The 25646-nt window shown below is 49.7% G+C and carries 23 protein-coding genes; 16 read left to right on the forward strand and 7 right to left on the reverse strand.

Going from position 1 to position 25646, the window contains the following annotated elements:
• Nucleotides 1-42: 42 nt before the first annotated feature.
• The 4 genes from HUU10_06715 (at nucleotide 43) to HUU10_06730 (ending at nucleotide 4437) form a co-directional block, all read left to right on the forward strand.
• Complete coding sequence (locus HUU10_06715; GenBank protein NUQ81287.1) at nucleotides 43-1974, forward strand: thioredoxin family protein; 1932 nt, start codon at nucleotides 43-45, stop codon at nucleotides 1972-1974.
• A gap of 6 nt (nucleotides 1975-1980) precedes the next feature.
• On the forward strand, nucleotides 1981-2613 hold the full coding sequence (locus HUU10_06720) for a hypothetical protein (protein ID NUQ81288.1): 633 nt from the start codon (nucleotides 1981-1983) through the stop codon (nucleotides 2611-2613).
• 85 nt (nucleotides 2614-2698) lie between these two features.
• Nucleotides 2699-4279 carry a sodium-dependent transporter gene (locus HUU10_06725; GenBank protein NUQ81289.1) on the forward strand — a complete coding sequence of 527 codons (1581 nt, stop codon included), beginning with the start codon at nucleotides 2699-2701 and terminating at the stop codon, nucleotides 4277-4279.
• A complete protein-coding gene (locus HUU10_06730; protein ID NUQ81290.1) occupies nucleotides 4276-4437 on the forward strand; it encodes a hypothetical protein in 162 nt (53 codons plus the stop codon). Before HUU10_06725 ends, HUU10_06730 begins: the two co-directional genes overlap by 4 nt.
• On the opposite strand, the gene HUU10_06735 is transcribed toward HUU10_06730, so the two are convergent.
• The 5 genes from HUU10_06735 to HUU10_06755 are packed head-to-tail and all read right to left on the reverse strand — an operon-like array spanning nucleotide 4425 to nucleotide 9733.
• Nucleotides 4425-5744 (reverse strand): DUF2851 family protein, encoded by a 1320-nt coding sequence (locus HUU10_06735; protein ID NUQ81291.1) that lies wholly within the window; start codon nucleotides 5742-5744, stop codon nucleotides 4425-4427. The two genes, HUU10_06730 and HUU10_06735, sit on opposite strands and share 13 nt — an antisense overlap.
• 39 nt (nucleotides 5745-5783) lie before the next feature.
• Entirely contained in the window at nucleotides 5784-6611 is an 828-nt protein-coding gene (gene pyrF / locus HUU10_06740; protein NUQ81292.1) for an orotidine-5'-phosphate decarboxylase, read from the reverse strand.
• A 4-nt stretch (nucleotides 6612-6615) separates the two neighbouring features.
• Entirely contained in the window at nucleotides 6616-7899 is a 1284-nt protein-coding gene (serS, locus tag HUU10_06745; protein NUQ81293.1) for a serine--tRNA ligase, read from the reverse strand.
• Between the two features lie 2 nt (nucleotides 7900-7901).
• Nucleotides 7902-8822 carry a dTDP-4-dehydrorhamnose reductase gene (gene rfbD, locus HUU10_06750; GenBank protein ID NUQ81294.1) on the reverse strand — a complete coding sequence of 307 codons (921 nt, stop codon included), beginning with the start codon at nucleotides 8820-8822 and terminating at the stop codon, nucleotides 7902-7904.
• Nucleotides 8819-9733, reverse strand: a complete 915-nt coding sequence (locus HUU10_06755; GenBank protein NUQ81295.1) for a hypothetical protein — start codon at nucleotides 9731-9733, stop codon at nucleotides 8819-8821. Before HUU10_06755 ends, rfbD begins: the two co-directional genes overlap by 4 nt.
• 370 nt (nucleotides 9734-10103) lie before the next feature.
• On the opposite strand from HUU10_06755, the gene dnaN reads away from it, so the two are divergent.
• Genes dnaN through gyrA form a run of 5 tightly spaced genes read left to right on the forward strand, consistent with a single transcriptional unit; the run spans nucleotide 10104 to nucleotide 17100 of the window.
• Nucleotides 10104-11213 (forward strand): DNA polymerase III subunit beta, encoded by a 1110-nt coding sequence (gene dnaN, locus HUU10_06760; protein NUQ81296.1) that lies wholly within the window; start codon nucleotides 10104-10106, stop codon nucleotides 11211-11213.
• A gap of 6 nt (nucleotides 11214-11219) precedes the next feature.
• Nucleotides 11220-12329: a DNA replication/repair protein RecF gene (locus tag HUU10_06765; protein NUQ81297.1), complete on the forward strand. Its 1110-nt coding sequence runs from the start codon at nucleotides 11220-11222 to the stop codon at nucleotides 12327-12329.
• Nucleotides 12326-12622 carry a DUF721 domain-containing protein gene (locus HUU10_06770; GenBank protein ID NUQ81298.1) on the forward strand — a complete coding sequence of 99 codons (297 nt, stop codon included), beginning with the start codon at nucleotides 12326-12328 and terminating at the stop codon, nucleotides 12620-12622. The genes HUU10_06765 and HUU10_06770 overlap by 4 nt, the downstream gene beginning before the upstream one ends.
• 41 nt (nucleotides 12623-12663) lie before the next feature.
• Nucleotides 12664-14610, forward strand: a complete 1947-nt coding sequence (gene gyrB / locus HUU10_06775) for a DNA topoisomerase (ATP-hydrolyzing) subunit B (GenBank protein NUQ81299.1) — start codon at nucleotides 12664-12666, stop codon at nucleotides 14608-14610.
• A gap of 36 nt (nucleotides 14611-14646) precedes the next feature.
• On the forward strand, nucleotides 14647-17100 hold the full coding sequence (gene gyrA / locus HUU10_06780) for a DNA gyrase subunit A (protein ID NUQ81300.1): 2454 nt from the start codon (nucleotides 14647-14649) through the stop codon (nucleotides 17098-17100).
• A gap of 79 nt (nucleotides 17101-17179) precedes the next feature.
• Here gyrA and glnA read toward each other — a convergent pair whose 3' ends face one another.
• Together glnA and HUU10_06790 are read right to left on the reverse strand one after the other, a co-directional pair.
• Nucleotides 17180-18604 carry a type I glutamate--ammonia ligase gene (gene glnA / locus HUU10_06785; GenBank protein NUQ81301.1) on the reverse strand — a complete coding sequence of 475 codons (1425 nt, stop codon included), beginning with the start codon at nucleotides 18602-18604 and terminating at the stop codon, nucleotides 17180-17182.
• Between the two features lie 29 nt (nucleotides 18605-18633).
• Nucleotides 18634-19095, reverse strand: coding sequence for an Lrp/AsnC family transcriptional regulator (locus HUU10_06790; protein NUQ81302.1), 462 nt, complete (start codon nucleotides 19093-19095; stop codon nucleotides 18634-18636).
• Nucleotides 19096-19652: 557 nt separating this feature from the next.
• On the opposite strand from HUU10_06790, the gene dnaA reads away from it, so the two are divergent.
• The 7 genes from dnaA (at nucleotide 19653) to mnmE (ending at nucleotide 25644) form a co-directional block, all read left to right on the forward strand.
• Nucleotides 19653-21065, forward strand: coding sequence for a chromosomal replication initiator protein DnaA (gene dnaA / locus HUU10_06795; GenBank protein ID NUQ81303.1), 1413 nt, complete (start codon nucleotides 19653-19655; stop codon nucleotides 21063-21065).
• Nucleotides 21066-21089: 24 nt separating this feature from the next.
• Nucleotides 21090-21701 (forward strand): deoxynucleoside kinase, encoded by a 612-nt coding sequence (locus tag HUU10_06800; GenBank protein NUQ81304.1) that lies wholly within the window; start codon nucleotides 21090-21092, stop codon nucleotides 21699-21701.
• 79 nt (nucleotides 21702-21780) lie between these two features.
• Nucleotides 21781-21927, forward strand: a complete 147-nt coding sequence (rpmH, locus tag HUU10_06805) for a 50S ribosomal protein L34 (protein NUQ81305.1) — start codon at nucleotides 21781-21783, stop codon at nucleotides 21925-21927.
• A gap of 9 nt (nucleotides 21928-21936) precedes the next feature.
• Nucleotides 21937-22362: a ribonuclease P protein component gene (gene rnpA, locus HUU10_06810; GenBank protein ID NUQ81306.1), complete on the forward strand. Its 426-nt coding sequence runs from the start codon at nucleotides 21937-21939 to the stop codon at nucleotides 22360-22362.
• Nucleotides 22334-22543, forward strand: a complete 210-nt coding sequence (yidD, locus tag HUU10_06815; protein NUQ81307.1) for a membrane protein insertion efficiency factor YidD — start codon at nucleotides 22334-22336, stop codon at nucleotides 22541-22543. Before rnpA ends, yidD begins: the two co-directional genes overlap by 29 nt.
• Nucleotides 22544-22555: 12 nt before the next feature.
• Nucleotides 22556-24286 carry a membrane protein insertase YidC gene (gene yidC / locus HUU10_06820; protein ID NUQ81308.1) on the forward strand — a complete coding sequence of 577 codons (1731 nt, stop codon included), beginning with the start codon at nucleotides 22556-22558 and terminating at the stop codon, nucleotides 24284-24286.
• A complete protein-coding gene (mnmE, locus tag HUU10_06825) occupies nucleotides 24283-25644 on the forward strand; it encodes a tRNA uridine-5-carboxymethylaminomethyl(34) synthesis GTPase MnmE (GenBank protein ID NUQ81309.1) in 1362 nt (453 codons plus the stop codon). Before yidC ends, mnmE begins: the two co-directional genes overlap by 4 nt.
• The last annotated feature ends 2 nt before the right edge of the window (nucleotides 25645-25646 follow it).

Consider the following 25646-nt stretch of genomic DNA (forward strand, 5'->3'; position numbering starts at 1 on the left):
TCATTTTTAAAACCAATTATATCCGGTAATCCGGCGATAAGTATGACCCACCGTTTTTCCTTTCTGATTTTCCTTGGTTTTCTGGCGCTGCTCCCCGTGTCACTGACCGCCCAAAAGGCCAGTGATGTGGTCCGGTTTTCGGTTACCTCTGCCACGCTTTCCGGGCAGGAGCTGACGGTCTCTCTGCAAGCCACCATCACCGAACCCTGGCACCTCTATTCGACTCAGATTGCAGAAGGCGGACCCGTACCGACTTCTTTTGAACTGGTGTCGGCGGGCCGGGTAACGCGGGTAACCGAATCGGAAGCCATCCGGGCGTTTGACCCGAATTTTAACATGGAAACAGGATGGTTTGCCCAAACGGCGCGCTTTACGGTTACCGCACAGGTCGACTCAGTCAAAGCCGGTTATCTGCTTAAGGCCAGGTTTATGGTTTGTAACGAAAGCCTTTGTCTGCCCCCGGTCCGCGTACAGATTCCCGTTCAGATAACCGCCACCGGAGCAAAATCCCCGAAATCGCTTCCGGCGGCCGCTCCGGCAAAACTGGCCGAACCAACGATTCCGGTGGTCATCGCGGCAGAGCCCAAAACAGAAGCAATTACTCCAGATACGACCACCAGAACACCGGTTCTGGCTGGCACCCAGGTTCAGGGACTGTCTCTCTGGGCCTTTCTGCTGCTCGCCATGTCGGTAGGGGCCCTCACACTCCTGACTCCCTGCGTATTCCCGATGATTCCCATCACCGTATCCTATTTCACCAAACGCCAGGAAGGCGGAGGGGTCCATCCGGTCCGGGATGCGTTCTTTTTCATGGTCGGAATCGTTCTCACGTTTACCCTTCTGGGCATGATGCTGGCCATTCTGTTCGGAGCCTCCGGTCTGAATCAGTTTGCAACCAATCCGTGGATCAATCTGGGCGTGGCCCTGTTATTTGTCTTCTTTGCATTGAACCTGTTTGGTCTGTTCGAAATCGGACTTCCGTCCTCCTGGCAAACCCGGCTGACGTCTTCTTCTTCGGGTGGCGGATTCACTGGCCTGATTCTGATGGCGCTTACCTTCACCGTTACCAGCTTTACCTGTACCATGCCCTTCGTCGGAACCATTCTGGTATCGGCTGCTCAGGGTGATTGGTTTTTCCCGGCAGTCGGGATGATGGCATTCAGTCTGGTTTTCAGCATTCCGTTCTTTTTACTGGCCATTTTCCCAAGCTGGATTGCCAAACTGCCCCGGTCTGGCAACTGGATGCTGTCTGTCAAGGTACTGATGGGGTTTCTTGAACTGGCCGCCGCCGTGAAGTTTTTCTCCAATGCCGATCTGGTCTGGCAGGCCGAGTGGCTCACCCGCGACCGGTTTCTGGCTGTCTGGGCGGCCATCATGCTGATTTCGGGCTTGTATGTACTCGGTGTTTTCCGAATGGCCCATGAATCACTCACCGGCGATGGTCTTCACCCGGTCCGGGTGCTGATTGCTCTGTTTTTCTTTTATTTTTTCGTGGATTTTTCGGCTGGCATTTTCGGGAAACCGCTCGGTGAACTCGATGCCTTCCTGCCTCCCCGTGACTACGGTCAGCAGGCTGGATGGATTAACTCACGATCGGGAAATCCTTCACAGGAAGTCTGGTATGAAAATCTGGAGAGCGGACTGGCCGAGGCCCGCCGGCAGGGAAAGCCGGTCTTCATTGATTTTACCGGTTACACCTGCACCAACTGCCGCTGGATGGAGCAGAACATTTTTACCCGTCCCGAAATAGCAGAGGAATTTAAAAACTTTGTTCTGATTAAACTTTACACCGATGGGGAAGGGGCCACCTACGAGGCCAATCAGACTTATCAGGAAACGACTTTCGGAACGGTTGCCCTTCCTCTTTATGCCGTCATGACCCCCGATCAGACCATTCTGGGCCGTTTTGAAGGCATGACAAGAAATCCGCAGGAGTTTAAGGAATTTTTGGAACAGGCACGCGCAGGAAAGTAACCGTTCATGTCCCCATTGAAAAACCTTAAAACCCGTCTCTCCTTCATCCGCCCCGACCATTTGTTTCAGGCCGGATTGATTTTTCTGAGTGTGTTCCTGGGCACCATTGCGGCTGACTGGAATGAAAACCGCAAAGAAGAGGCCCGTACCACCGATTTTCTGGTAAGATTATCCGAAGAACTCTCCGACAACCAGAAACGGATCGATTCATCAATGGTGTACCATTCCCGGTTCAGCAAACTGTCCGATAGTCTGTTTCATCTGCTGGCAGAAAAAAAGATTCCTTCAAGGTTCATCGAATATGGCGGAACCAGCAAAATTCCCGGATGGAAGGGTACCGGTTTTGCTGGCCTCGATCACTCCATTTATCAATCGGGTTACCTCAGCGGAGTGGTATCAAACCTTCCTCTGGATTTGCTGACCCAGCTTTCCAGGCTTCAGAAAGCTCAGGAAAGCTATAAGAAGTTTACCGAAGAGCTGTTTCAACGGATAGTCAATGTAAAAATGGATACCGAAACCAGTGAGTGGGTCATCCTTCTCAACTTCATGGGTGGTGACCTCTTAGCCCTCGAAAAACGGATTTCCGGACTGAATCAGGATGTACTTTCCCGCATCCGGACCGAGTTGGAACGCCGGTAATTCCTACCCCGGTTTTGCTTACGCTGTTTCCTTATTTAATTTTATTCCAGTTATCCATTAATTTTTTAATGAATCCGGAGCTCTCATGCCCAATTTATCTGCCCGGGAATCCTGGGGAACCCGCTTTGGTCTGATTTTCGCCGTAGCGGGAAATGCCATCGGACTCGGAAATTTCCTTCGTTTCCCAGTTCAGGCTGCCGAAAATGGTGGCGGTTCCTTCATGATTCCCTATATCATTGCCTTCCTGCTGATCGGTATTCCGCTTATGTGGATGGAATGGACCATTGGTCGGTACGGAGGTCGGTATGGCCATGGGACCACGCCCGGTATGTTTGCCCGGTTATGGAACCATCCGGCCGCCAAATACCTGGGGGTTCTCGGTCTGATCATCCCTTTTATTGTTCTCACCTACTATGTTTTTATTGAATCCTGGACATTTGCCTATTCGGTTTTCTCTCTGACCGGCCTGTTTGGTGACTACATGGTAGTCAATGGCGGATCCTCTTCCGAGTTGTCTCTTATGAAGGATTTTCTTCTTGGCTATACCGGCCAGCAGCATGATCCCTTTTTCTGGGGTATCGGTATGGCGGCTATTTTTCTTGGTATTACTCTTGTCGCCAACTTTTGGATTTTATACAAGGGCCTCTCGGGCGGAATTGAATGGTTTGCCAAATGGGCGCTTCCCACCTTGTTCATTTTCGCCATCATTCTGGTTATCCGCATTTTCACCCTCGATCAGATTCCCGGCAGCAACGGAACCGTCTGGCAGGGATTGGGGTACATCTGGAATCCCGATTATTCACGGCTGGGCGATGTGAACGTCTGGCTGGCCGCAGCCGGTCAGATCTTTTTCACCCTCTCTGTCGGAATGGGAACGATTCATACCTATGCTTCCTATCTGCGCAGCAAGGAAGACATCGCCCTGAATGGTCTTGCCACCGGAATGACCAATGAGTTTGCAGAAATTGTTCTCGGTGTCTGCATTGCCATCCCGGTTGCCGTTTTGTTTTTCGGACTTTCCGAGACCATCACCATTGCACAGGGAGGATCGTTTAACCTTGGATTCGTTTCCATGTCGGTGATTTTCAATCACATCGAATTCGGGCCCTTTTTCGGTTTCATCTGGTTCTTCCTTCTGTTTTTTGCCGGAATCACTTCATCGGTTGCCATGGGGCAGCCCATTGTTACCTTCCTTCAGGAAGAACTGAAATGGTCCCATCGCAAATCGGTCACCGCCCTTCTTGTGCTGACCGTCGGTTGTGTGATTCCTGTGCTTCTGTTCTCTCAGTATGGCTACCTGGATGAACTCGATTTCTGGGCAGGAACCTTCCTGCTGGTTCTTTTCGGAACCATCGAATGCATACTGCTTGCCTGGGTCTTTGGTATGGATAAAACCTGGGCCGAGATGAACCTGGGTGCCGCCATCACCATTCCGCGCATTTTTTACTTCATTATTAAATGGGTCACTCCGCTTTTCCTGATCGCCCTGCTGGCTGTCTGGTTTTTCAACAGCGCCTGGGGTATTCTCATCTTCGCCAACGAGGACAATCCGGATAAAATTGCAGCGGCCATCGGTGCCCGTCTTTTCATCGTTGTTATTTTCGTTGCCTTTTCTTTCCTGGTTTACCGCTCCTGGAAATCGGGCACTCATCGGGAGTTAAAATGATCACCCTGTTTCAGAACACAAGCGATCTTACCACAGCCGGTCTTATTTTCATGCTGGTTGTGTGGAGCCTGACCATCGGATTTACCATCTACTGTTTCATCCGGATTCTAAAAATCGGCAACAAGCTTCCGGCTGATACACCGGGTCAGGACGAATAACCTGCCGATGAAATGATCTGCTGCCCCACTCTGCATTCCAGACAGCGCTTGGGGCGGCAGTATTCATCATCCAGCCGGAGCAATCCCCAATGTGTTGAGAAACTGGTTCCCGCCGGATCAAAAACCGACCGGAGACCTGAATCCCGGGCAATGTGCTGCCGGTGCGAATGACTGTCACACAAATCAAGAATACTTCTCTGAATGTCGGGTCTCTGGTGATCCCGTGCCCACAGATACAATACCGGAAACCAGGTGTTAAACAGCACCGACTCCCGTCTTTCCTTCCCGATGGTCCCCCCGAACCGATCTTCGGGTACCAGCAACTCATCCAACTGATTAAACAACCGTCGTTTATCCGAGGTCATCATCAGGGCGGCATCCAGCGTCAGAAGCAACGGTTTCAGAAATCCGGTCTGCAGATATCTGGTCACCAGACCCGCTGCCGCCTGTAACCGGCCGGCCGGCTGATTGGCTGCCCGGACCGATCGGGTCCGCCAGGTAGTACTGCTCGTTTTTTTCAACAGAGGGCGGGGTGACCGTGGCAATTCACTGACGGAAGGAGCCAGATCCGCCATCCATAACCAATCTGAAAGTAGTTGTGCGGGAGGATCTTCAGAACCTGAGGGCCAATCGCAAAACGGCGTGTTTTTGGCCAGTTCTTCCATGGCCAGCTGATTGTGAGGATATCCCAGTGCCCGGAACAATCCTTCATATAACAACTGATCCCAGATCTCCCGCTTGCCGGCTGTGTACCGGTAATCAGCCAGCAACTCGCGTTTTCTCGACTCGTAACGGGCCAGCTTGGTCAGAAAAGACCGATGCCCCAATTCCTGTATCCAGGCGCTCAAGACGGGCTCGGTTCCGATCAGCTGGGGCTGGCAGGGGAAGTTCCTGGTAAAATTCAGTCGATCAGCAGCCGTCAGCACAGTCAGAATATCCCTGAGGGTATATTTGGGGGTCAGGACCACCTGCGGGACTCTGATTCCTGGTAAGGCAGGAACAGAATCGTACCCGGGCCGGTTTTCATATACCAGATGCATAATGGTGCCAGAAAAGGCCGGATCGTTGTGGTGATTGTGATGAAACCAGTCTTCTGAACGGACGTGCATTTCGACATCACCCGTCAGACGCTGATCACTGATTAAGAGGGTCGCTCCCGTAAAGTCGGGCCCGGAAGAGGTAGCCGGCTGGCCTGGATCCAGAATGATGACCGGTTGACCGGTCGAAGTGTGTAGCGGTTTTCCGAATAAATAACCAGAAACCCAGAAGCGGTATAAATACCGTTCAGGAAAAAGTGGCGCTGTCATGTTAGTACCCCGGGATCAAGGTTTCCCGAAGGTACTCAATCAAACGGTGATAGTAAACCGGACCTTGTTAATAGCAGCGACGTAATCGCCGGTTCGTTTGGCAACCGATGCACGGAAATTCTCATCCCGGGAGGCATACAGAATATCCCGGCCAACGTTTATCAGCACCCCGCGCCGGTATTTATCAAGACTGTTGGCCAGTGTTTCCTTCAGGTCACCACCCTGTGCACCAATTCCCGGAATCAGAAATACCATATCCGGAACACGATTTCTGATGGATTTCAGTTGATCGGACCTCGTGGCACCTGTGACGATTCCAAGGTTTCCGTGTTTATTCCATGCAGAGGCCTGATCGATCACCGATTCATAAAGCGACCGGCCATCATCCAATCGTTGTACCTGGAAATCGGCCGAACCCGGATTGCTGGTCAGAGCAAGCAGGAAAGCGCCCTTACCCGGCCGCCTGATAAATGGTTCCACCGAATCGGTTCCCATGTAAGGACTGACGGTAATGGAATCGAATGCGAATTCATCCAGATAGGTCGAGGCCCATTTCTCTGACGAATTGCCAATATCACCAACCTTGGCGTCGGCGATGGTAACCACACCGGAGGGAATGACCGACAGAACCCGCCGCATGGTGCTCCATCCCCGTTCACCCAGAGCCGCAAAAAAAGCGATATTCAGTTTATAGGCACAGACAGAAGAGGCCGATTCCTCGATAACAGCCTTGCAGAATTCAAAGACAGGATCCTCCGTCTCGAGAAGATGATGGGGAATTTTCTCCAGATCAGGATCCAGCCCCAGACAGAGCAGACTGTTCGAATTCAGAATCGATTGATTCAGCTTCTGGCTGTAGGGTATCATGATATCACCCTATCGGCTGAATGCTGTCGAACCGTGTATAGGGTCTCAGGGCCGGCGGAATGAGAACCGATCCGTCGGCTTGCTGATTGTTCTCCAGCAAACTCACCATCAGCCGGGAAGTCGCCAGACCCGATCCATTCAGCGTATGCACATACTCAGGTTTGGCATTGGCATCCCGCTTAAATCGAATGTTGGCCCGTCTGGCCTGAAAATCTTCAAAGTTGGAGCAGGAAGAGGCTTCGAGGTATTTGTTTTCGGCCGGCGACCAGACTTCAACATCGTAACACTTGGCTGCATTGAAACTCAGATCTCCGCTGCAAAGCAATAAAATCCGGTAGGGAACACCCAGCGATTTCAGAATCCCTTCCACATTCCCGACCATCGATTCCAGTTCGTCATAACTGGTGGCCGGATCTGCAAACTTGACCAATTCAACCTTATTGAACTGATGAACCCGAAGAAATCCCTTCGTGTCTTTTCCATAACTGCCGGCCTCGCGACGGAAGCAGGCCGAGTACCCGCAATACTTCACCGGCAGGGAGGCACCCTTCAGGGTTTCATCCCGCAGCAGGTTGGTGATCGGAACTTCAGCCGTTGGAATCAGATACAATCCGTCCAGACCAATGGTATACATGTCTTCAGCGAATTTTGGAAGTTGCCCGGTTCCTCTCATCGAGGCTTCATTCACCACAAATGGAGGAAACACCTCGGTGTAACCGTTCTGGCCGGTGTGGGTGTCGAGGAAAAAGTTAATCAGGGCTCTTTCAAGCGCAGCACCTTTTCCTATGTAGACCGGAAAACCGGAACCTGAAATTTTTGCACCCCGTTCAAAATCCAGAATACCCAGTTTCTTCCCCAGTTCCAGATGGTCCAGCGGTTTGAATGAACCGTCAAAACGACCGGTATCCCAACGCCTGACCTCCACATTATCAGCGGCCGACCGGCCCGGTGGTACCGAGTCATGGGGTGCATTGGGCGTGTAAATAAGAAGTTCTTCAATCCGGGTCTCAACGGTGGCCAATTCCGCATCCAGGTCCTTGATCCGGTCGGAAACCACCTTCATTTCCGCAATCAGTTCATCAGCCGGCTGTCCCTGTTTCTTCCGGGCGGCAATCTCGGCAGTTGCCTTATTCCGGTCGGCTTTTAACTGCTCAACCATCTGAAGAATGTCTTTCCTGCGTGTATCGGCGGAAAGCACCTGATCCACAACAGTGGGGTCGGCCAGCTTACTGGCGATTTTGGCTTTATATCGGTCCGGATTTTCCCGGATCAGTTTAAGATCGAGCATGGTTATACCAATCCTGCTATTTGAAGTTGTTGTTTCAGGCGGATGAGGCCTTCTCTCGTGGTTGAAAATTTCATTCCCAGCTCCGATTCGGCCTTCAGAACAATCAGACCCGAATTCAAGGGCCGGGGAGCGGGCTGATTCAGATCACTGGTCACCACCGGACTGATCAGGGAGCGGTCATAGCCGAACACATCGGCCAATTCAAGGGCAAAATCAAAACGACTGCCAATGTCACGGCCAGCCGCGTTATAAATTCCATTCACCGAGCGTTCCACCCCACGGTAAATGGCCTCTGCCAGGTCATCAACCAGCGTGGAATTTCCAATCTGGTCGGTGACAATTCTGACCGGACGGCCCGATTTGAGTTCATTTACCAGCCACAAGGCAAAATTGCTCTTGGTTCCGATTCCGTAGCCGTAAACCACCATTGTTCTGAAAATGATGTGAGCGATACCGGCTGACAGAACTTCGTTTTCGCTCGCCAGTTTCGATTTTCCATAATAAGATAACGGATTGACTCGCTGTTCCTCCGTATAGGGACCCTGCCGGCCATCAAAGACGTAATCCGTCGAGACATGAACCAGTCTGATCCCCAGACTTTTGCTCATTTCAGCCAGATACCGGACCCCATCCACATTGATTTTCCAGCAGGATTCGCGGTCGGTTTCACATTTGTCCACATGAGTCATGGCCGCACAATTGATGATTACGTCCGGCTCAAAATTCCGGACCACCTCGTGGACCGATTTCCGGTCGGTGATATCCAGAAAGGAAAATCCGCAGCTGACGGTTTTCAGGTGAAGGGATTCCGACTTGTGAGTGGCCATCACATCATAGTCCGGATTGGAAGCAAACAGCGCAGTGACTTTTTGTCCCAGCAATCCATTGGCCCCGGTTATCAGAATGCATTTTGCAGTGGTCAAAGTAAGGCTCCGTTCAGTCGGATATGTTCCGCTTTTCTTGAAAAATTCTCTTTTGCAGCTGCCAGCGCAGCCAGATTCAGCGCCTTGATCGCCGATGATTTCACCTGCTGAGTCCGGACCAGTCCGGCCGAAAAGACCGGACCGAACACATGTCCGCAGCCTGCAGACTGCTGATCGGGATGAACGGCGGGAGGTCTCAGAATCAGGCTTTGAATCTGACCCAGAATCCGTTCCCAGATTACCACACCCCGGCTTCCGCGGGTTACCACCATAAAACGGGCTTTCCCTTCAAGAAGGGCCATCCGGATCAGTCCTTTTTCTGTGGTTCCGGCCGAAAAGAACAATTGCTGAAGTTCACGCTGATTCACCTGAATGGCATCCACCGAATCAAACAATGTTTGCAGATCCTCCTTCACACGGTCCTCTCCCAGACGGGACCGTTTGAAAAACGAGCCCGGCAGCATTTGCAGATCGGCATAAATGAAGGCCGACGGATAGTAGGCCCTGATCTGTTTCAAATCGCTGACCGACAAGTCCTGTGGGGTTTCCACTGACAGATAAATCAGATCAGTCTCCGCCGGAATGGAAAGCTCTATGGCCGGATCAGCCACTGTTACCGGCTCATCCAACCAATCCCCCGACTCCCATTTCCGGTGAATAAACCGGGTGGGAACCTCCGGGTGACTGTCCATGAAATCAAACCCCGTAAAGGGAAGATAGTCTTTCACCTGACTGATGGCCCGACGGGTTTCCTGATCGGCCGGGATCACCGGAACCACCCGGTCTCCTGCTTTCAGAACCGAGTTAAATGCAAAGAGCGACAGCAGGGCAGAACCCGGTTCCGGAAGTCCCTCAGATACTGTTGTTGAATGGTTGACCCAGGTCCACTGGCTTAATAAACTGATCAGCATTGTGTTAAGTCCGGCAAAAATAACCCCCTGTGAAACGATTTGGAATTGCCCGGCCACGAATTTGAAACAACCCGATTTCCTTTTCGGGTTCATTCGTGGTAAATTTACAGGTTGAAAACGCTGTGGATAACCTACGGAAAAAGCGTGAACACGATGTGGAAATCCGCCGGAATCCAAAGTGGGTTCCTCCGTACTGACCTGATCATCTGAATAACCCGCCCGGCCGGTGTGGATAAAAAACCGGACAATATGGGTTAAACAACCATCGGGACCGCCACCGGCTGGAGTTATCCACTTGTTAACAGCCCCAAGCGATAACATCAAACAGATTTTCAATCTTTATCTGTATATTGGAAGGACAACCTCACCGATGAAATTCAAGGTCAATTCCGGACTGCTTCTCAAAGCTCTCAACAAAGTCAACAGCGTTGTTCCTGCAAAAACCCCGCTTCCCATTCTCGAAAATATCCTGTTCAAACTATCCGGAAACCGGCTAAGCCTGTCAGCTACTGACCTGGAAGTTTCCATGCTGACTGAAATTGCAGTCACCGGTGAAAAGGATGGATTGGTAGCCATTCCCGCAAAACGACTGATTGACACACTGAAGGCCTTGCCCGATACCTCCCTTGCTTTTGACGTCAATGATCAGAATCAGATCACTTTCAGCACCGACCGCGGAACGTATAAACTTTCTGGTGAAAATGGTCTCGATTTTCCGGCCATTGCCTCTATTTCAGGCGGAACCAGCATGTCCATTGACAGCAAGCAGCTGGCACGGATGATCAACCACACTCTTTTTGCTGTTTCTTCAGATGAACTGCGGCCGGCCATGATGGGCGTTTTGTTCCAGTTTCATGCCGACGAGTTCAAAACCGTGGCCACCGATGGTCACCGGCTGGTGGCCTTTTCCTTTAAAGGTCTCGCCATTGATGAACCAAGAACCATCATTGTTCCTTCAAAAGCCCTCAATATTCTGCTGAAGAACATTGAAGGTCCGACCATTCCGGTACGTGTGGATGACAAATTTGTCTCCTTTGAACTGGAAAGTGGTATTTTGGTTTCCCGTCTGATCAAGGAGAACTACCCGAATTACGAGGCGGTCATCCCATCAGAAAACAACCGTACTCTTGTGATTTCGAATGTGGAACTTAAATCGGCTGTTAAGCGGGTCTCGTTGTTTTCAAACTCAAGTACCCACCAGATCCGGTTTGCCATGTCGGATCAGCCTCTGAAAATCACAGGCGAAGATTACGATCAGGGCCGTTCGGCTGTTGAATCGGTTCCTTCTCTGTTCACCGGTGAATCACTCGAAATCGGATTTAATGCCAACTACATCCAGGATATTCTCGATCATATCGAAACCGATGAAGTTCGTTTTGAATTTTCGGGTCCCACCCGTGCTTCCGTTATCTTACCGGCAGAACAACTTGAAAATGAACACCTGCTCATGCTGGTCATGCCGGTACGGATCAATAACTGACCCTGAATGTTTATCAGGCGACTGGAGGTCCGTACTTTCCGGAATCACCGCCAAACATCACTTGAATTCGATTCTCCTGTAAACCTGATCGTTGGAAACAACGGTCAGGGAAAAACCAACCTTCTTGATGCCATTTACCTGTCGGCATTGACAAAATCCTTTCAGGTAAGTTCCGATCTGCACTGCATCATGCACGGAGCGGACGGATATCTCGTCTCACAGGAAACAAACGATGAAGCCGGGCGGTCCTATCACATCCAGGTCCGCATGGACAGGCTGGAAGGAAAAACCTGCTTTCTTCACAAGGAACGGCTTCAGGGATCCTCAGACCTTATCGGGTTGATACCAACCGTACTTCTGACTCTGGAAGACCGGTTTATCACCATGGGAAGTCCGGCCGATCGCCGGAAATTCATCGACGGAATTCTCTATCAGGTTTCACCCGCCTATATCGATCATTCACGTAAGTACAGGCGTGCACTCAGACAGCGGAATGATCTGCTCGTGTCGGGTTCAAGAAATACCCCTTCCTGGTCCGACCTGCTAGATTCCTGGACTGATGAACTGATCACCTACGCAGTTTCCATTGTTTCCAGAAGGCTCGATCTGGTCAGAGAACTGAACGATCGTCTTGCATCCTTGTTTGAAGAAGACCTTTCCGGATTCGAAAAGCCAGAACTGAATTACCTCTGTGAAGGAATCAGAGAACCGGATCCCGCTTCTCTCATCGATCAGTACCGATCGGTTTTCCGCGATCTGAAGGGTGAAGAGGCTGCGCGGCAGGTTACGCTGGCTGGTCCGCACCGTGATGACATGGGAATAACCTTCAATGGACAGGATGTCCGGTATTTTGCTTCCCAGGGCCAGCACAAGCATCTGCTTCTCATGCTTAAAATGGCTTCCTTTTTTTATCTGAAGGAGAAGAAGTCAGAAACTCCCCTCCTGTTGCTCGATGATATGTTTTCTGAACTGGATTCGTCACGGCTTTCTGTGTTCAGTCGGTTTCTCCCGCGGTTCGGACAGGTTTTTGTGACCATGACCAACCGTGAACTGCTTCCGGTTGATTCACCTTTTTCCATTTTCACCGTTTCAGAGGGTACAGTTACCAGACAATGAGATCACACATCGGAAAACTGTTTCATATAAGCGACTGGCTGAATTTGTTCCGCTCGGGAACCCGCGCCGGCCAGCACATGAAGAAGTACGATGTGATTGTTCAATGGGAATCGGTTGTTGGCCGGTCCATTGCGGCAGTGGCCAAACCGGAGCGGATTGAAAAGCACGTACTTACCCTCCGCGTTCAGCATGCCGTCTGGCGGCAGGAACTGCTTTTCAGAAAGAATGAACTGATCGGACAGATCAACACATACTTCGGCGAAAACATTGTAAAAGATATCATTTTTCGGTAAATTTGCAGGTTATTTAACAGAAGAAAATCGCAACACCGCCTATGTCCCAATCCGAAGCTACCCTGGCCCCACAGATCGAATATGGTGCCGATAATATAACCGTCCTTAAGGGACTCGAAGCAGTCCGTAAACGGCCGGCCATGTACATTGGTGATGTGGGGGTCCGCGGGCTGCACCATCTGGTCTATGAAGTGGTGGATAATTCCATCGATGAAGCGCTGGCCGGATACTGTAACCGGATTCTGGTGACGATCCATCCCGGAAATTCCATCACCGTTGAAGACAACGGCCGTGGCATTCCGGTCGAAATTCACAAGGAAGAGGGTAAACCGGCCATTGAAGTGGTCATGACCGTTCTTCATGCCGGTGGAAAATTCGACAAGGATTCATACAAGGTTTCAGGCGGACTTCATGGCGTGGGTGTATCCTGTGTGAATGCCCTTTCTGAAAAACTTGTGGCCACTGTTCATCGGGATGGTCAGATTTACCAGATGGAATTCATGCGCGGAGTGACGCAGGGAAGTCTGAAAAACCTGGGCTCCACAGATAAACGCGGAACCATTGTTCACTTTGTCCCCGATGAGGAAATATTTCGTGAGCGGATCTATCACTCCGAAATCCTGACCGAACGTCTGCGTGAACTTGCCTTCCTGAATCCCGGTGTGGAAATCGTCTTTACCGATGAGCGTGAAGCCGAGGTGGTTTCCGAAGTGTTTCTCTACAACGGTGGACTGGTTGAATTTGTCAAATACCTCGATGAAAACCGTCAGACGAGGATGAAAGAACCGGTTACCATCAATGGTGAGAAGGACAATGTACAGGTTAGCATTGCTTTCCAGTATAACGACTCATTTAACGAAAATGTCTATTCCTACGTTAACAACATCAACACTCATGAGGGGGGAACCCATATTACCGGGTTCCGGAAAGCCCTGACCCGTACGCTGAATGCGTATGCCATGAAAAATGAGCTGATGAAAAACGCCAAAATCTCACTGACCGGTGATGATTTCCGCGAAGGTCTTACAGGTATTGTATCGGTCAAGGTTCCTGAGCCTCAGTTCGAAGGCCAGACCAAGACCAAACTGGGAAACTCAGAAGTCCAATCCATTGTGGAGACCATGGTCAACGACCGGTTATCCGAGTTTCTCGAGATGAATCCTTCGGTTGGAAGAATGATTCTGGACAAGGTGATCCTCGCAGCCCAGGCCCGGGAAGCAGCCCGAAAAGCCCGTGAACTGACCCGCCGTAAAACGGCACTGGACAGCTCTACCCTGCCTGGTAAACTCGCAGACTGTTCGAACAGCAATCCGGAAGAAACCGAATTATTTATCGTTGAGGGTGATTCGGCTGGCGGATCTGCCAAAATGGGACGGGACCGTCGTTTTCAGGCCATCCTTCCCCTGAAGGGTAAAATTCTGAATGTTGAAAAATCCAGATTGGATAAAATTCTTGAAAATGAAGAGATCCGGAATATCGTTACAGCCATGGGTACAAGCATCGGGGCTGATGAATTCGATATCAGCAAACTCAGATATCACAAACTGATTATTATGACCGATGCCGATGTCGATGGTGCTCACATCCGTACCCTGCTACTGACGTTCCTGTTCCGCTACTTCCGCGATCTCATCATCCGCGGCCATATTTACATTGCTGAACCTCCGCTGTATAAGGTGAAAAAAGGAAAACGGGAAGCCTATGCCTGGACCGAGGAAGAACGGGACCAGGTGGTTGCTGAGTATACCGGTGAATCAGGCCGGGATAGCTCCCTGACCATTTCACGGTTTAAAGGACTTGGTGAAATGAATCCCGAACAATTGTGGGAAACCACCATGAACCCCGAAACCCGGACTCTGCAGCTTGTGACCATGGAAAACGCCGCAGAAGCCGACCATATTTTTACCGTTCTCATGGGCGATCAGGTTGAACCCAGACGGGCCTTTATTGAAAAAAATGCCCGTTACGTAAGAAACCTGGATATCTGACCCACCCATCTTATCAGAACTGATTGACTATTGATTATGGCATCTAACGACCGTATACGACCAAACCAGATTGTCGAGGAAATGAAACTTTCCTACCTCGACTATTCCATGTCGGTAATTGTTTCAAGAGCGCTTCCCGATGTGAGGGACGGATTGAAACCTGTTCACCGCCGGGTTCTGTTCGGAATGAATGAACTGAGCATGGGTGCGGGCAGGGCCTTTAAGAAGTCGGCCCGTCTGGTCGGAGAAGTGCTCGGTAAGTATCACCCGCATGGTGACAGTGCAGTTTATGACTCTCTGGTACGGATGGCCCAGGAATTCTCCATGCGCTATCCCCTGGTCGATGGTCAGGGTAACTTTGGTTCGATCGATGGTGATGCCCCGGCGGCCATGCGGTATACTGAAGTAAGAATGAAACGCATGGCAGAGGAAATGCTGCGGGATCTGGATAAGGAGACGGTTGATTTTCAATCCAACTTCGATGATTCGCTGGAAGAACCCAAAGTACTGCCCAGTGCCGTTCCAAATCTGTTGGTGAACGGATCTTCTGGAATTGCGGTCGGAATGGCCACCAATATTCCTCCTCATAATCTGGGAGAAGTGGTGAATGCCCTTCTTGCCATGATCGACAATCCAGAAATAGAACTGCTCGATCTGATGGATCTGGTAAAGGCACCCGATTTTCCTACGGGTGGAATCATTTATGGGATGGCCGGTGTGCGTGAGGCGTACCGGAGCGGACGTGGCCGGTGTGTGATCCGGGCTAAAGCTTCCTTTGAAACCAAACCCAATGGTCGCGAATCCATCATTATTCATGAAATTCCATTCATGACCAATAAGGCCTCCATCATTGAAAAGATTGCCGAACTGGTCAAGGATAAGAAAGTAGAAGGTATTTCCGATATCCGGGATGAATCGGACCGTGAAGGGATGCGCGTGGTTATCGATCTTAAGAAAGATGCCATGGGAACGGTCGTCCTGAATCAATTGTATAAATACACCCAGTTGCAGAATACGTTTGGTATCATCATGCTGGCACTGGTTGGAGGCATTCCAAGGGTGCTCAGTCTGAAAGAGGTGCTTCGTCACTACCTCGATCACCGGATGGATGTGGTGATTCGTCGCACCCGTTTTGAACTGAAGCAGGCCGAGGCACGTGCCCATATTCTGGAAGGTCTGAAAATTGCGCTGGATCATCTGGATGAAGTGATCAGCCTGATCCGCTCCTCACCCGATACCGAAACTGCACAATCTGGTCTGATGACCAACTTTGGTCTGAGTGAAATTCAGGCAAAAGCCATTCTGGAAATGAGATTACAAAGACTTACCGGTCTTGAACGCCAGAAAATTGAGGATGAATATCAGGAACTCCTTAAACTGATCGAAAAATTACGTTCAATTCTCGATTCTGAACTCCTGAGACTTCAAATTATCCGCGAAGAGCTTAATGAAGTTCGTGAAAAGTATGCCGATGAACGCCGAAGTGAGATTGTTCAGGCTGATGATGAAATAGATATGGAAGATCTGATCGCTGATGATCAGGTGGTGGTGACCCTTTCCAATCAGGGCTTTATCAAGCGGGTTGCTATCGGAGAGTACCGGGCTCAGGGACGCGGAGGTCGCGGAATCACCGCCGCTGCTATCGGCGATGATGATTACATGGCCCACATGATGGCGACAACCAATCATCAGTGGCTGATGTTTTTCACCAACCTTGGCCGGTGTTACTGGTTAAAAACCTGGGTGATTCCAGAGGGCAGCCGCCAAAGCCGCGGCCGTTCCATTGCAAACCTGCTCAATATGTTACCCGGAGAGAAGGTTGCTGCATTTATTGCCGTTCGCGGATTCGATCAGGGTGGCTTTATCATGAAGTGTACCCGCAAGGGAATTGTGAAGAAAACCGAGCTCGAAGCTTACAGCAATGTCAGAAAGGGCGGGATCATTGCAGTTAACATCCGCGAGGATGATGAACTGATCGAAGCCAGGCTGACCTCAGGTACCGATCAGGTGATTCTGGGATCACGCTTTGGAAAGTCGATCCGTTTTGAAGAATCAGATGTGCGTGACATGGGCAGAAATGCCACCGGTGTGAAAGGAATGACACTCGAGGACGGAGATGAGGTGGTCGGTATGGTAACCACCGGCAGTCCCGATATTTCACTGCTGGTTGTGACCGAAAAAGGACTGGGAAAACGGTCCCCACTCGATGAATACCGTGTCCAGACCCGGGGAGGAAAGGGAATCCTGACCGTCAAGACCACCGATAAGAATGGAAAAATGGTCGCCATCCGCGAAGTGGATGATACCAAGGATCTGATGATTATCACCACTCAGGGGACCATCATCAGGCAGGCCTGTTCAGAATTACGAGATATGGGACGGAATACCCAGGGTGTGCGGCTTATTCGTCTGAACGAAGGCGACACCATTGCTGCGGTTGAAGTCGTTGATCATGAAGAATTGATAGATGATCAAACCCCCTCCGCTTAAGCAGTCTTTACCAGATTCGTTAAAATAAAAAAGCCCGGTTTAGCCGGGCTTTTTTGTTGATCAGATAGTCCGGGAAGGCTTACACATCGTAGTAGTAAGCGAATTCGATCGGATGCGGATACAGGGAAGCAGGTTTTACTTCCTTTTCCATCTTGTAAGAGATCCAGTGCTTAACCACATCCTCGGGGAATACTCCGCCGCGGGTTAGCCAGTCATGGCTGGCTTCGAGGTTTTTAAGCGCCTCATACAGAGAAGCAGGTGTGGAAGGAACATTGGCCAGTTCTTCCGGCTTCATATCATAGATATCCTTATCGAGCGGATCACCCGGGTGAATCTTATTGATCACGCCATCAATACCGGCCATGGCCATGGCAGCAAAGGCCAGGTAGGGATTACAGCTCGGATCCGGACAACGGAACTCGATCCGTTTTGCCTTGGCGGAAGCTCCTGTGACAGGAATCCGGATGGAGGCAGAACGGTTCCGTTGTGAATAGGCCAGGTTTACTGGTGCTTCATAGCCGGGAACCAGACGGTGATATGAGTTCAGGGTCGGATTGGTCAGGGCCAGAAGGGCAGGAGCATGTTTCAGAATTCCGCCGATATAATAGAGGGCGGTTTCAGAAAGATTTCCGTAACCATTTCCGAAGAAGAGGTTTTTGCCATCTTTCCACAAGGACTGGTGACAGTGCATTCCAGATCCGTTGTCACCCTGAATGGGTTTGGGCATGAAGGTAACGGACTTGCCATTCTGGTAAGCCACGTTTTTGATCACATACTTGAATGTGCTGAGGTTATCTGCACACTTGGTCAATGTATTGAACCGGATACCGATTTCACATTGACCCGCAGAGGCCACTTCGTGATGAAGAACTTCAACAGTCAGACCAACACTTTCGAGAACATTGGACATGGCCATCCGCAAATCAGCCAGTTTATCCTTCGGAGCAACAGGAACATACCCTTCCTTCACCCGGTTTTTGTAACCCAGGTTGGGTCCTTCATCGCGTCCGGTGTTCCAGGCTGCCTCAAAAGAATCTACATTGTAATAGCTGTAGTTACCGGATACATCGTAACGAACGTCATCAAAGACGAAAAATTCTGCTTCGGGTCCAAAGAAGATGGTATCAGCGATTCCGGTAGAACGAATGTAGGCTTCTGCTTTTTCGGCAATACCGCGGGTACAGCGATCGTAGCGCTCGCGGGTGAGCGGATCGTAAATATCGCAGTAAAGTGACAGGGTGGTTTCGGCGTAGAACGGATCGATAAAGGCCGATTCCGGATCCGGGATCATGAGCATGTCAGACTCATGAATGGATTTCCATCCGCGGATGGAAGATCCGTCGAAAGGTTTTCCTTCAGTGAAGGTCTCTTCCGAGAACATGCTGACGGGATAGGTGATGTGTTGAAGACTGCCGATAAAGTCCATGAACTTGAAGTCAATAAACTTCACGTTATGGTCTTTAATGGTGGCCATTACTTTTGCAATGGCTTCGTTCTTACTCATGGAGTTCTCCTTTTGTTTTGATTAAACAATCATTCCGGGAGAGGGATCACTGTACTTTCCTTCATCGTGGAAAGGACGATACTGGTTTTTGTGCCATGTACGCCGTCCCATGATTGAATTTTGCTCAGCAGCCACTCAATTTCTGAGGTATTTCTCACTTTGATCTTGAGCAGATGGCTTCCTTCACCGGTAACCGAATGACATTCAGTGATATGCTCAGTTTCCTTTACCTTTTCAGTGAAACTGTCATAGTACTTGCTGCCATCCACATTTACTGCAATAAATGCTGTGATGTCGAAACCAAGTCGTTTGGCATCCAGAATGACCGAGTACCCTTTAATGATACCCTTGTCTGTCATCTTCTTCATCCGTTCACTGACGGCCGGCAGGGACAGGCCCACTTCCGCTGCAATCTCGTTACGGCGCCGGCGTCCGTTTTCCATCAGAATCTGAAGAATCTTCAGATCGATACTGTCCAACTTTTCTACCATAGTTTCTTCCTGCAAAAATATTAATAAAGTTATCGTTGATCAAGAATGCTGCTTAAAAAATTAAGGAAATAATCAGAAACCCTTAAAAAAATACTGATTTCGCAATAAATATCAGGAAATCAAAGGACCAGCATGCATAACTCAGCAACGTGAAATTACGAAAAAAAGTAAGTCCAATGAACCTGTTATGTTAAAAAAGTTAATAAAAGGATAGATGAGTGTGGCTTTTTTCCCAACCAATCACAGTGGTCTACCTGAAGTCTGATGGCCCAGCAGAATGGCTCCTTCCCGGAATGTGGAAAACTGGTGGAAAAACGACCGATCCTTGAGAATCTCGGGTAAAAAAGAGGATTGAAAAAGATAATATTCTGCATATAAATTATTTAAAAACAGTTACTTACAGAAATTTTTGACAATGGGGAAAACTTTATCCGACCCTTCTCTTCAATGGGGATAAAATGTTGAAATTCGGTCGCTCTGCTCTAATTTTGCTCCCCGGATTCATATCCGGTATTCGCTCGTTGATTTCTTTCCTTTACTCTGCCAACATGATCAGTATGGTTTATTCACCCGATGCGCGGGAAATCTGGAACAAGTGTCTGAAAGGCATCCGCAGTGATGTTTCTGCACAGGCGTTCAAAACCTGGTTTGAACCAATCACAGCTGTCAACCTGGTGGGTAACGAACTGATCATACAGGTTCCCAGTAAGTTTCATTATGAATGGCTGGAATCGAACTTTCTGAATACCATCCGGAAAAGCATTACCCACACACTGGGAGCCTCGGCAGTATTAAAGTATCAGATTGCACAGGAAGATTCCGGACCCGATCCACTTCCCGATCCGGTTCGCACATCCGTTCAGCAGGAACCAACAGGCAAACGGCCGTCTTCTGCCGATAAGCCGGTCCGTCCGGAGGCCCCTGCTGTGGGTGACTCGATCGATTCCAATCTCAATCCACGCCACACTTTTGATTCTTTCATCAAGGGAGACAGCAATCAACTGGCAAGGGCGGCCGCCTTTGCCGTTTCAGATAACCCAGGTGGCAACAGTTTCAATCCACTCTTTATATATGGAGGGGTTGGACTGGGCAAGACCCACTTGCTGCAAGCCATCGGTAACCGGGTTAAACACCATAAACCTAATAAGAAGGTGGTTTACCTGTCCTCTGAACGGTTCACAATAGATTTTGTGAATGCCATTCAGAACAACCGGGTGAGTGAGTTTACAACCTTCTACAGGGGGGTTGATCTGCTTCTGATGGATGATGTTCAGTTTTTTTCGGGTAAGGAAAAAACCCAGGAAGAATTCTTCCACATCTTTAATACCCTTCATCAAAGCGGACGGCAGATCGTTCTGACCAGTGACCGGCCGCCAAAGGACATGAAGTTTTTTGAAGAACGGTTACTCAGCCGGTTTCAATGGGGACTGGCAGCCGACATTCAACCGCCTGACCTCGAGACCCGTATCGCGATTCTTCATCATAAAAGCCGTGAACAGGATTTTACCCTCGAACCGGAAATTATTGAATACATCGCCCTTAATGTCACCAACAATGTCAGACAACTGGAAGGATGTCTGGTAAAGTTAATTGCCCAATCAAGTCTCACCCATGCGACCATCACACTGGCCATGGCCCGGGATACCCTGCGTGATATTATCAAACCCTCAAAAATCAATTTGTCAATTGAGGCGATTCAGCGGATTGTCAGTGAGTACTTCGGGATTCCTGATGACCTGCTCAGAGATTCAACCCGAAAACAGGAAATTGTTCGGGCCCGCCAGATTGCCATGTATCTGGCAAAAGAATTTACCCAATCCAGCCTGAAAACCATTGGTCTGCATTTCGGACGGCGTGATCATACCACCGTCATTCATGCCTGTGAGTCGGTGCAGAATCAGGCAGAAACAAACGATAAATACCGCCGGACGCTGGATGACATCCGCCGGAAAATTGAAATGAGTCTCTGAGTGGCAGGCAACAGGCGCTTTTTTATTGGCATTGCAGGAAGCATCGGGTCGGGCAAATCATCGATTACCACGTTGCTGGCAAAACAGTACGGTTTCCGTCCTTTTTTCGAATCGGTGGATGACAATCCCTATCTCGAAGATTTCTACAATGACATGTCGAGATGGTCGTTCCATCTTCAGATTTACTTTCTATCCTCCCGTTTTCGTCAGCAGAATCAGCTGGCAGGGTCAAAAGAGTCCATCATCATGGATCGGACCATCTATGAGGACGCAGAAATCTTTGCCAGAAACCTGTATGAAATCGGCAAGATGGATGAGCGGGATTATCAGAATTATCTGGCAATATACAGAGAAATGACCTCCTTTCTCGAGATTCCCGATCTGCTGGTTTATCTGAGGGCCTCGGTTCCAACCCTGGTCAGGCAGATACAGAAACGGGGTAGGGACTACGAATCGGCGATCTCTATCGACTACCTCAACCGATTGAATTCATTGTATGAAGACTGGATTGCCCGGTACTCCATGGGGCCCAAGCTGATCATTGAAACAGATGATCTCGACTTTGTGAACCGGGCCGAAGATTTTGGAGTTGTACTTCAGATGATAGACCGCCGCCTGAACAATCTGTTTGGATGAATGCACTCAGACTTGCATCAGGATAGATAAAAATCTAAATTTGCGGTTCTTTAAAATTTAATGGTGGGGACCTTTAGTTATGAAACGGACTTTTCAGCCAAGTAACCGGAAGCGTAAAAACAAGCATGGATTCCGGTCACGGATGGCCTCAAAAAATGGTCGGTTGGTGTTGAAGCGCCGGCGTGCAAAAGGAAGAAAGCGTCTGACCGTCAGCGATTCGTTCTGATTTATCTGAGTGCCTGAAGCCAGGGAGTCAAAGGGACTCTACCGCTCACGGGTAATCAGAGGAAAAGACCGGTTAACGGCCATTTATGAAAATGGATCCGTCTTCCGGTCCTCATCAGTCCTGGTCCGGTTCCTGTTAGAACCCAACCGGTATCAGCCACAGGAACCCGTTCAGGTGGCATTTACCATCTCTCGCCGGGTTGGCAATGCGGTCCGGAGAAACCAGATCCGCAGATGGATGCGCGAGTCCATCCGGCTCCGGTTTTCTGAGCTGCAGCGGATTCCCGTTCCTGTGGACAATACCCTGTCAATTGTACTTTCCTACCGGAGTGTGACAGGTACCAGTCCCGGATGGAAAGAAATTCAATCATCGGTAGAATCGGTTGTGGGCCGTCTGGTGGCACTTGGTGAAAAAGGTTTTTCTGCTCGTCATTAAAGGATACCAGGCAATTATATCGCCATGGCTTCCTGCTTCCTGTCGGTTTGTTCCCACCTGTTCAGTTTACACGAGTCTTGCAATTGAGAAATACGGTGCCTGGAAAGGAAGTCTGCTGGGCTTCAGGCGAATCCTGAAATGCCATCCTTTCCATCCCGGAGGTTTTGACCCCCTTCCCTGATCTTGGAGATTTATGGATCGTCAACAAGTTATTGGTCTGGTTTTAATTACCGTCATCTTCATCGGTTGGTTTTACTGGTCCTATGAACAGCAAAGGGACTATGTCAGCCGGACTCCGGCTCAGGTTACCGATTCCACGGTTGTGGCTGAACAGAAACCGGTTCAGATCCAACCCGAGCAACCCCAAACCAACCAGGTAACCACCGATACCAGCCGGTTTGTACCTGTGACTGGCCCGGAGACGCTGACAGTGATCACCAAAGAGTACACTGCCAAATTGTCCCGGGATGGCGCACGTCTGACCAGCTTTAAAGTCAACCACTATCTCGAAAACGGGTCTCCCGCTGAATTGCTTCCGGGCGGAGCAGGTCACGGACTGAATTATCAGCTGCAACTGGCTGATGGCGCTTTGCTGCAAACTCAATCCCTGACTTTTCAGGTATCGGGAAGTGACAGCCTGTTTCAGCTGAATTCTCCAGGTGATTCGGTTACCATTCGCTTTGAATCTAAGACTCGTGCCGGGGAAATCATCGGAATGGTGTATCGTTTCTATGGTTCCGGCTTCAGAATCGGACATCAGCTCTACCTGAGCGGATGGCAGAATGGGCTTGCGGCACAACAGATCCAACTGCAATGGAAAGATGGACTTCGCCTGACCGAACCTGATAAAACTGTGGAAGCTTCTTCGGCAGAGGCCATGTTCAGATCAGACGAAGACAATGACTATCTGAATGCCACCGCCACCGATGAAGATGAAGAACTCATCTATCCCAAAGCGTTTAACTGGTCTTCTATCAGAACCAAATACTTCGCTGTGGCCATTCTGAATACCGATCAGAAGGCTGGCTCCGTGCGGCTGACCGGCCGAACTTATAATGACAAGAACGGTCACCCCGAGGAAAAGTATACCATGGTTCACTTTTTCTCCTATCAGCGTGAATCCTACTTCAGTAAAACCTCGACCATTTTCCTGACGCCGCTTGATTACTATTACCTGAAGGGACTGGATCTTGAACTTCACAACATCATGTCTCTGGGTTTACCTTATCTGGTAAAGCCGATTTCTGAATATTTCATTTTACCGCTATTTATCTTCCTTCATGACTGGATTCCTTCCTGGGGTCTTGTCATCATCGTCTTTACTATCCTGATCAAAATTCTCCTTTATCCACTGACCGAAAGTCAGACAGCCGGATTTAAAAAAATGGCTGAAGTGGCTCCTAAAATGAAGGAAATACAGGATAAGTACTCCAACGATAAGGAGCGAATGCAGCAGGAAATGCTGAAATTGTACCGTGAACACGGGTACAATCCGCTGGGAGGCTGTCTGCCACTGCTTCTGCAAATGCCCATTCTGTTTGCGCTCTATATCGTCTTCGCAAATGCCATCGAGTTTCGTCAGGCTGAATTCCTCTGGATTTCGGATCTGAGTCTGCCCGATGTTCTGGTGCCATTGCCATTCCATATTCCGATTTATGGTGCTCATATCTCCTTGTTTGCTTTGCTGGTCGCTTGTTCACAAATCTGGCAAATGAAACTTCAGCCCCAGACAAACAAGGAACAGGCTGCCATTATGATGTGGGTATTTCCGATCATGATGTTATTGATATTCAATAACTTATCCTCTGGTCTGAACATGTACTACTTCCTGTTTAACCTGCTGACGATCGCACAAACCTGGTTCTTCAACCGTCGTCAATCCAGCTTGCTGGAATCAGGAGCCTCTGATAAAAAACCAGGATGAGACCCACCGATGATCTGATTGCAGCACTGGCCACACCACCGGGTTATGCCGGCCTGGCTGTGATCAGAGTATCGGGACCTGGTTCCATCGAAAAGGTGGCTGGCTTTCTTACCCAGCCTGGTCTTGAAAAAGCTGCAGGTAACACCCTTCATTATTCAAAATTCGCCGGCCACGATAAACAGATCATTGATGAGGTGATCTGCGCCGTTTTCCGTTCCCCCAAAAGTTTTACCACCGAGGATACAGTTGAAATTTCCTGCCATGGGGGACCTGTCCTGTATCAGGCTATTCTCCAGGAATTGTTTAGATCAGGAGTCCGGCCGGCTGACCCGGGTGAGTTCACCCAACGTGCTTACCTCAATGGCCGGATTGATCTGGCCCAGGCCGAGGCCATCGCCGATCTGATTCATTCATCCACCCAACTGTCTCGTCAGGCATCGCTGTATCAACTTTCAGGATCCTATTCAAAAAAGCTGGCCTCTCTGAGAGCTCAGCTGATTCATCTCATTTCTCTTCTTGAACTCGAATTGGATTTTTCAGAGGAGGATGTTGAGTTTGCTTCGCGGGAGGATCTGCTTTCCAGAATTGATGATACCACCGCTTATCTTTCCAATCTGATGGAAAGTTATCTGGTCGGACGGATCATCCGTGATGGGATCCGGCTGGTCATCGCCGGGAAACCCAATGCCGGCAAATCGACGTTATTGAACACACTGACCGGCGAGGATCGGGCTATTGTGACGGACATACCAGGAACCACACGGGATACACTCGATGTGCAGCTCTCACTGGGTGGTCTTCGGTTTATTGTAACGGACACAGCTGGCTTAAGAGAAACCACTGACATTGTTGAACGTCTTGGCGTGGAACGGACCCATGAGGCAATCCGGCAGGCGGCTGTTCTGATCTATCTGATCGACAACGGAGTCGGTCCGGATGAAAATGAGCGGGCTTTTATAAATCAGTTGAAGCAGGACCATCCGCAGATGTCCGTTTTAGTGGTGGCCAGCAAGAGTGATCAGCCAGGGGCGATTCTCTTTGACCGGGATTGTCAGATCAGCGCACGAACGGGAGAGGGAATGGAAGTGCTTACCTCTCTTCTGATCAGGACGGCCACCGGAGATCGTCCGCTGGATGCTGCGGCTGAATCGGTAACCAATGCCCGTCACTTTCATGCCATGGAAGCAGCCAGCCGCCATCTGACCGAAGCAAAGCATGCCATTCAAATGTCGGTCAGTCCGGACTTTATATCTGCGGATATCCGTCGGGCGATCAACTGTATCGGAGAGATCACCGGCGAGGTGACAACAGATGAGATTCTTGGTCATATCTTTTCGTCGTTTTGTATAGGGAAGTAAGC

It is taken from the genome of Bacteroidota bacterium (genome assembly GCA_013360915.1).
In the GTDB taxonomy this organism is placed as follows: Bacteria; Bacteroidota; JABWAT01; order JABWAT01; family JABWAT01; genus JABWAT01.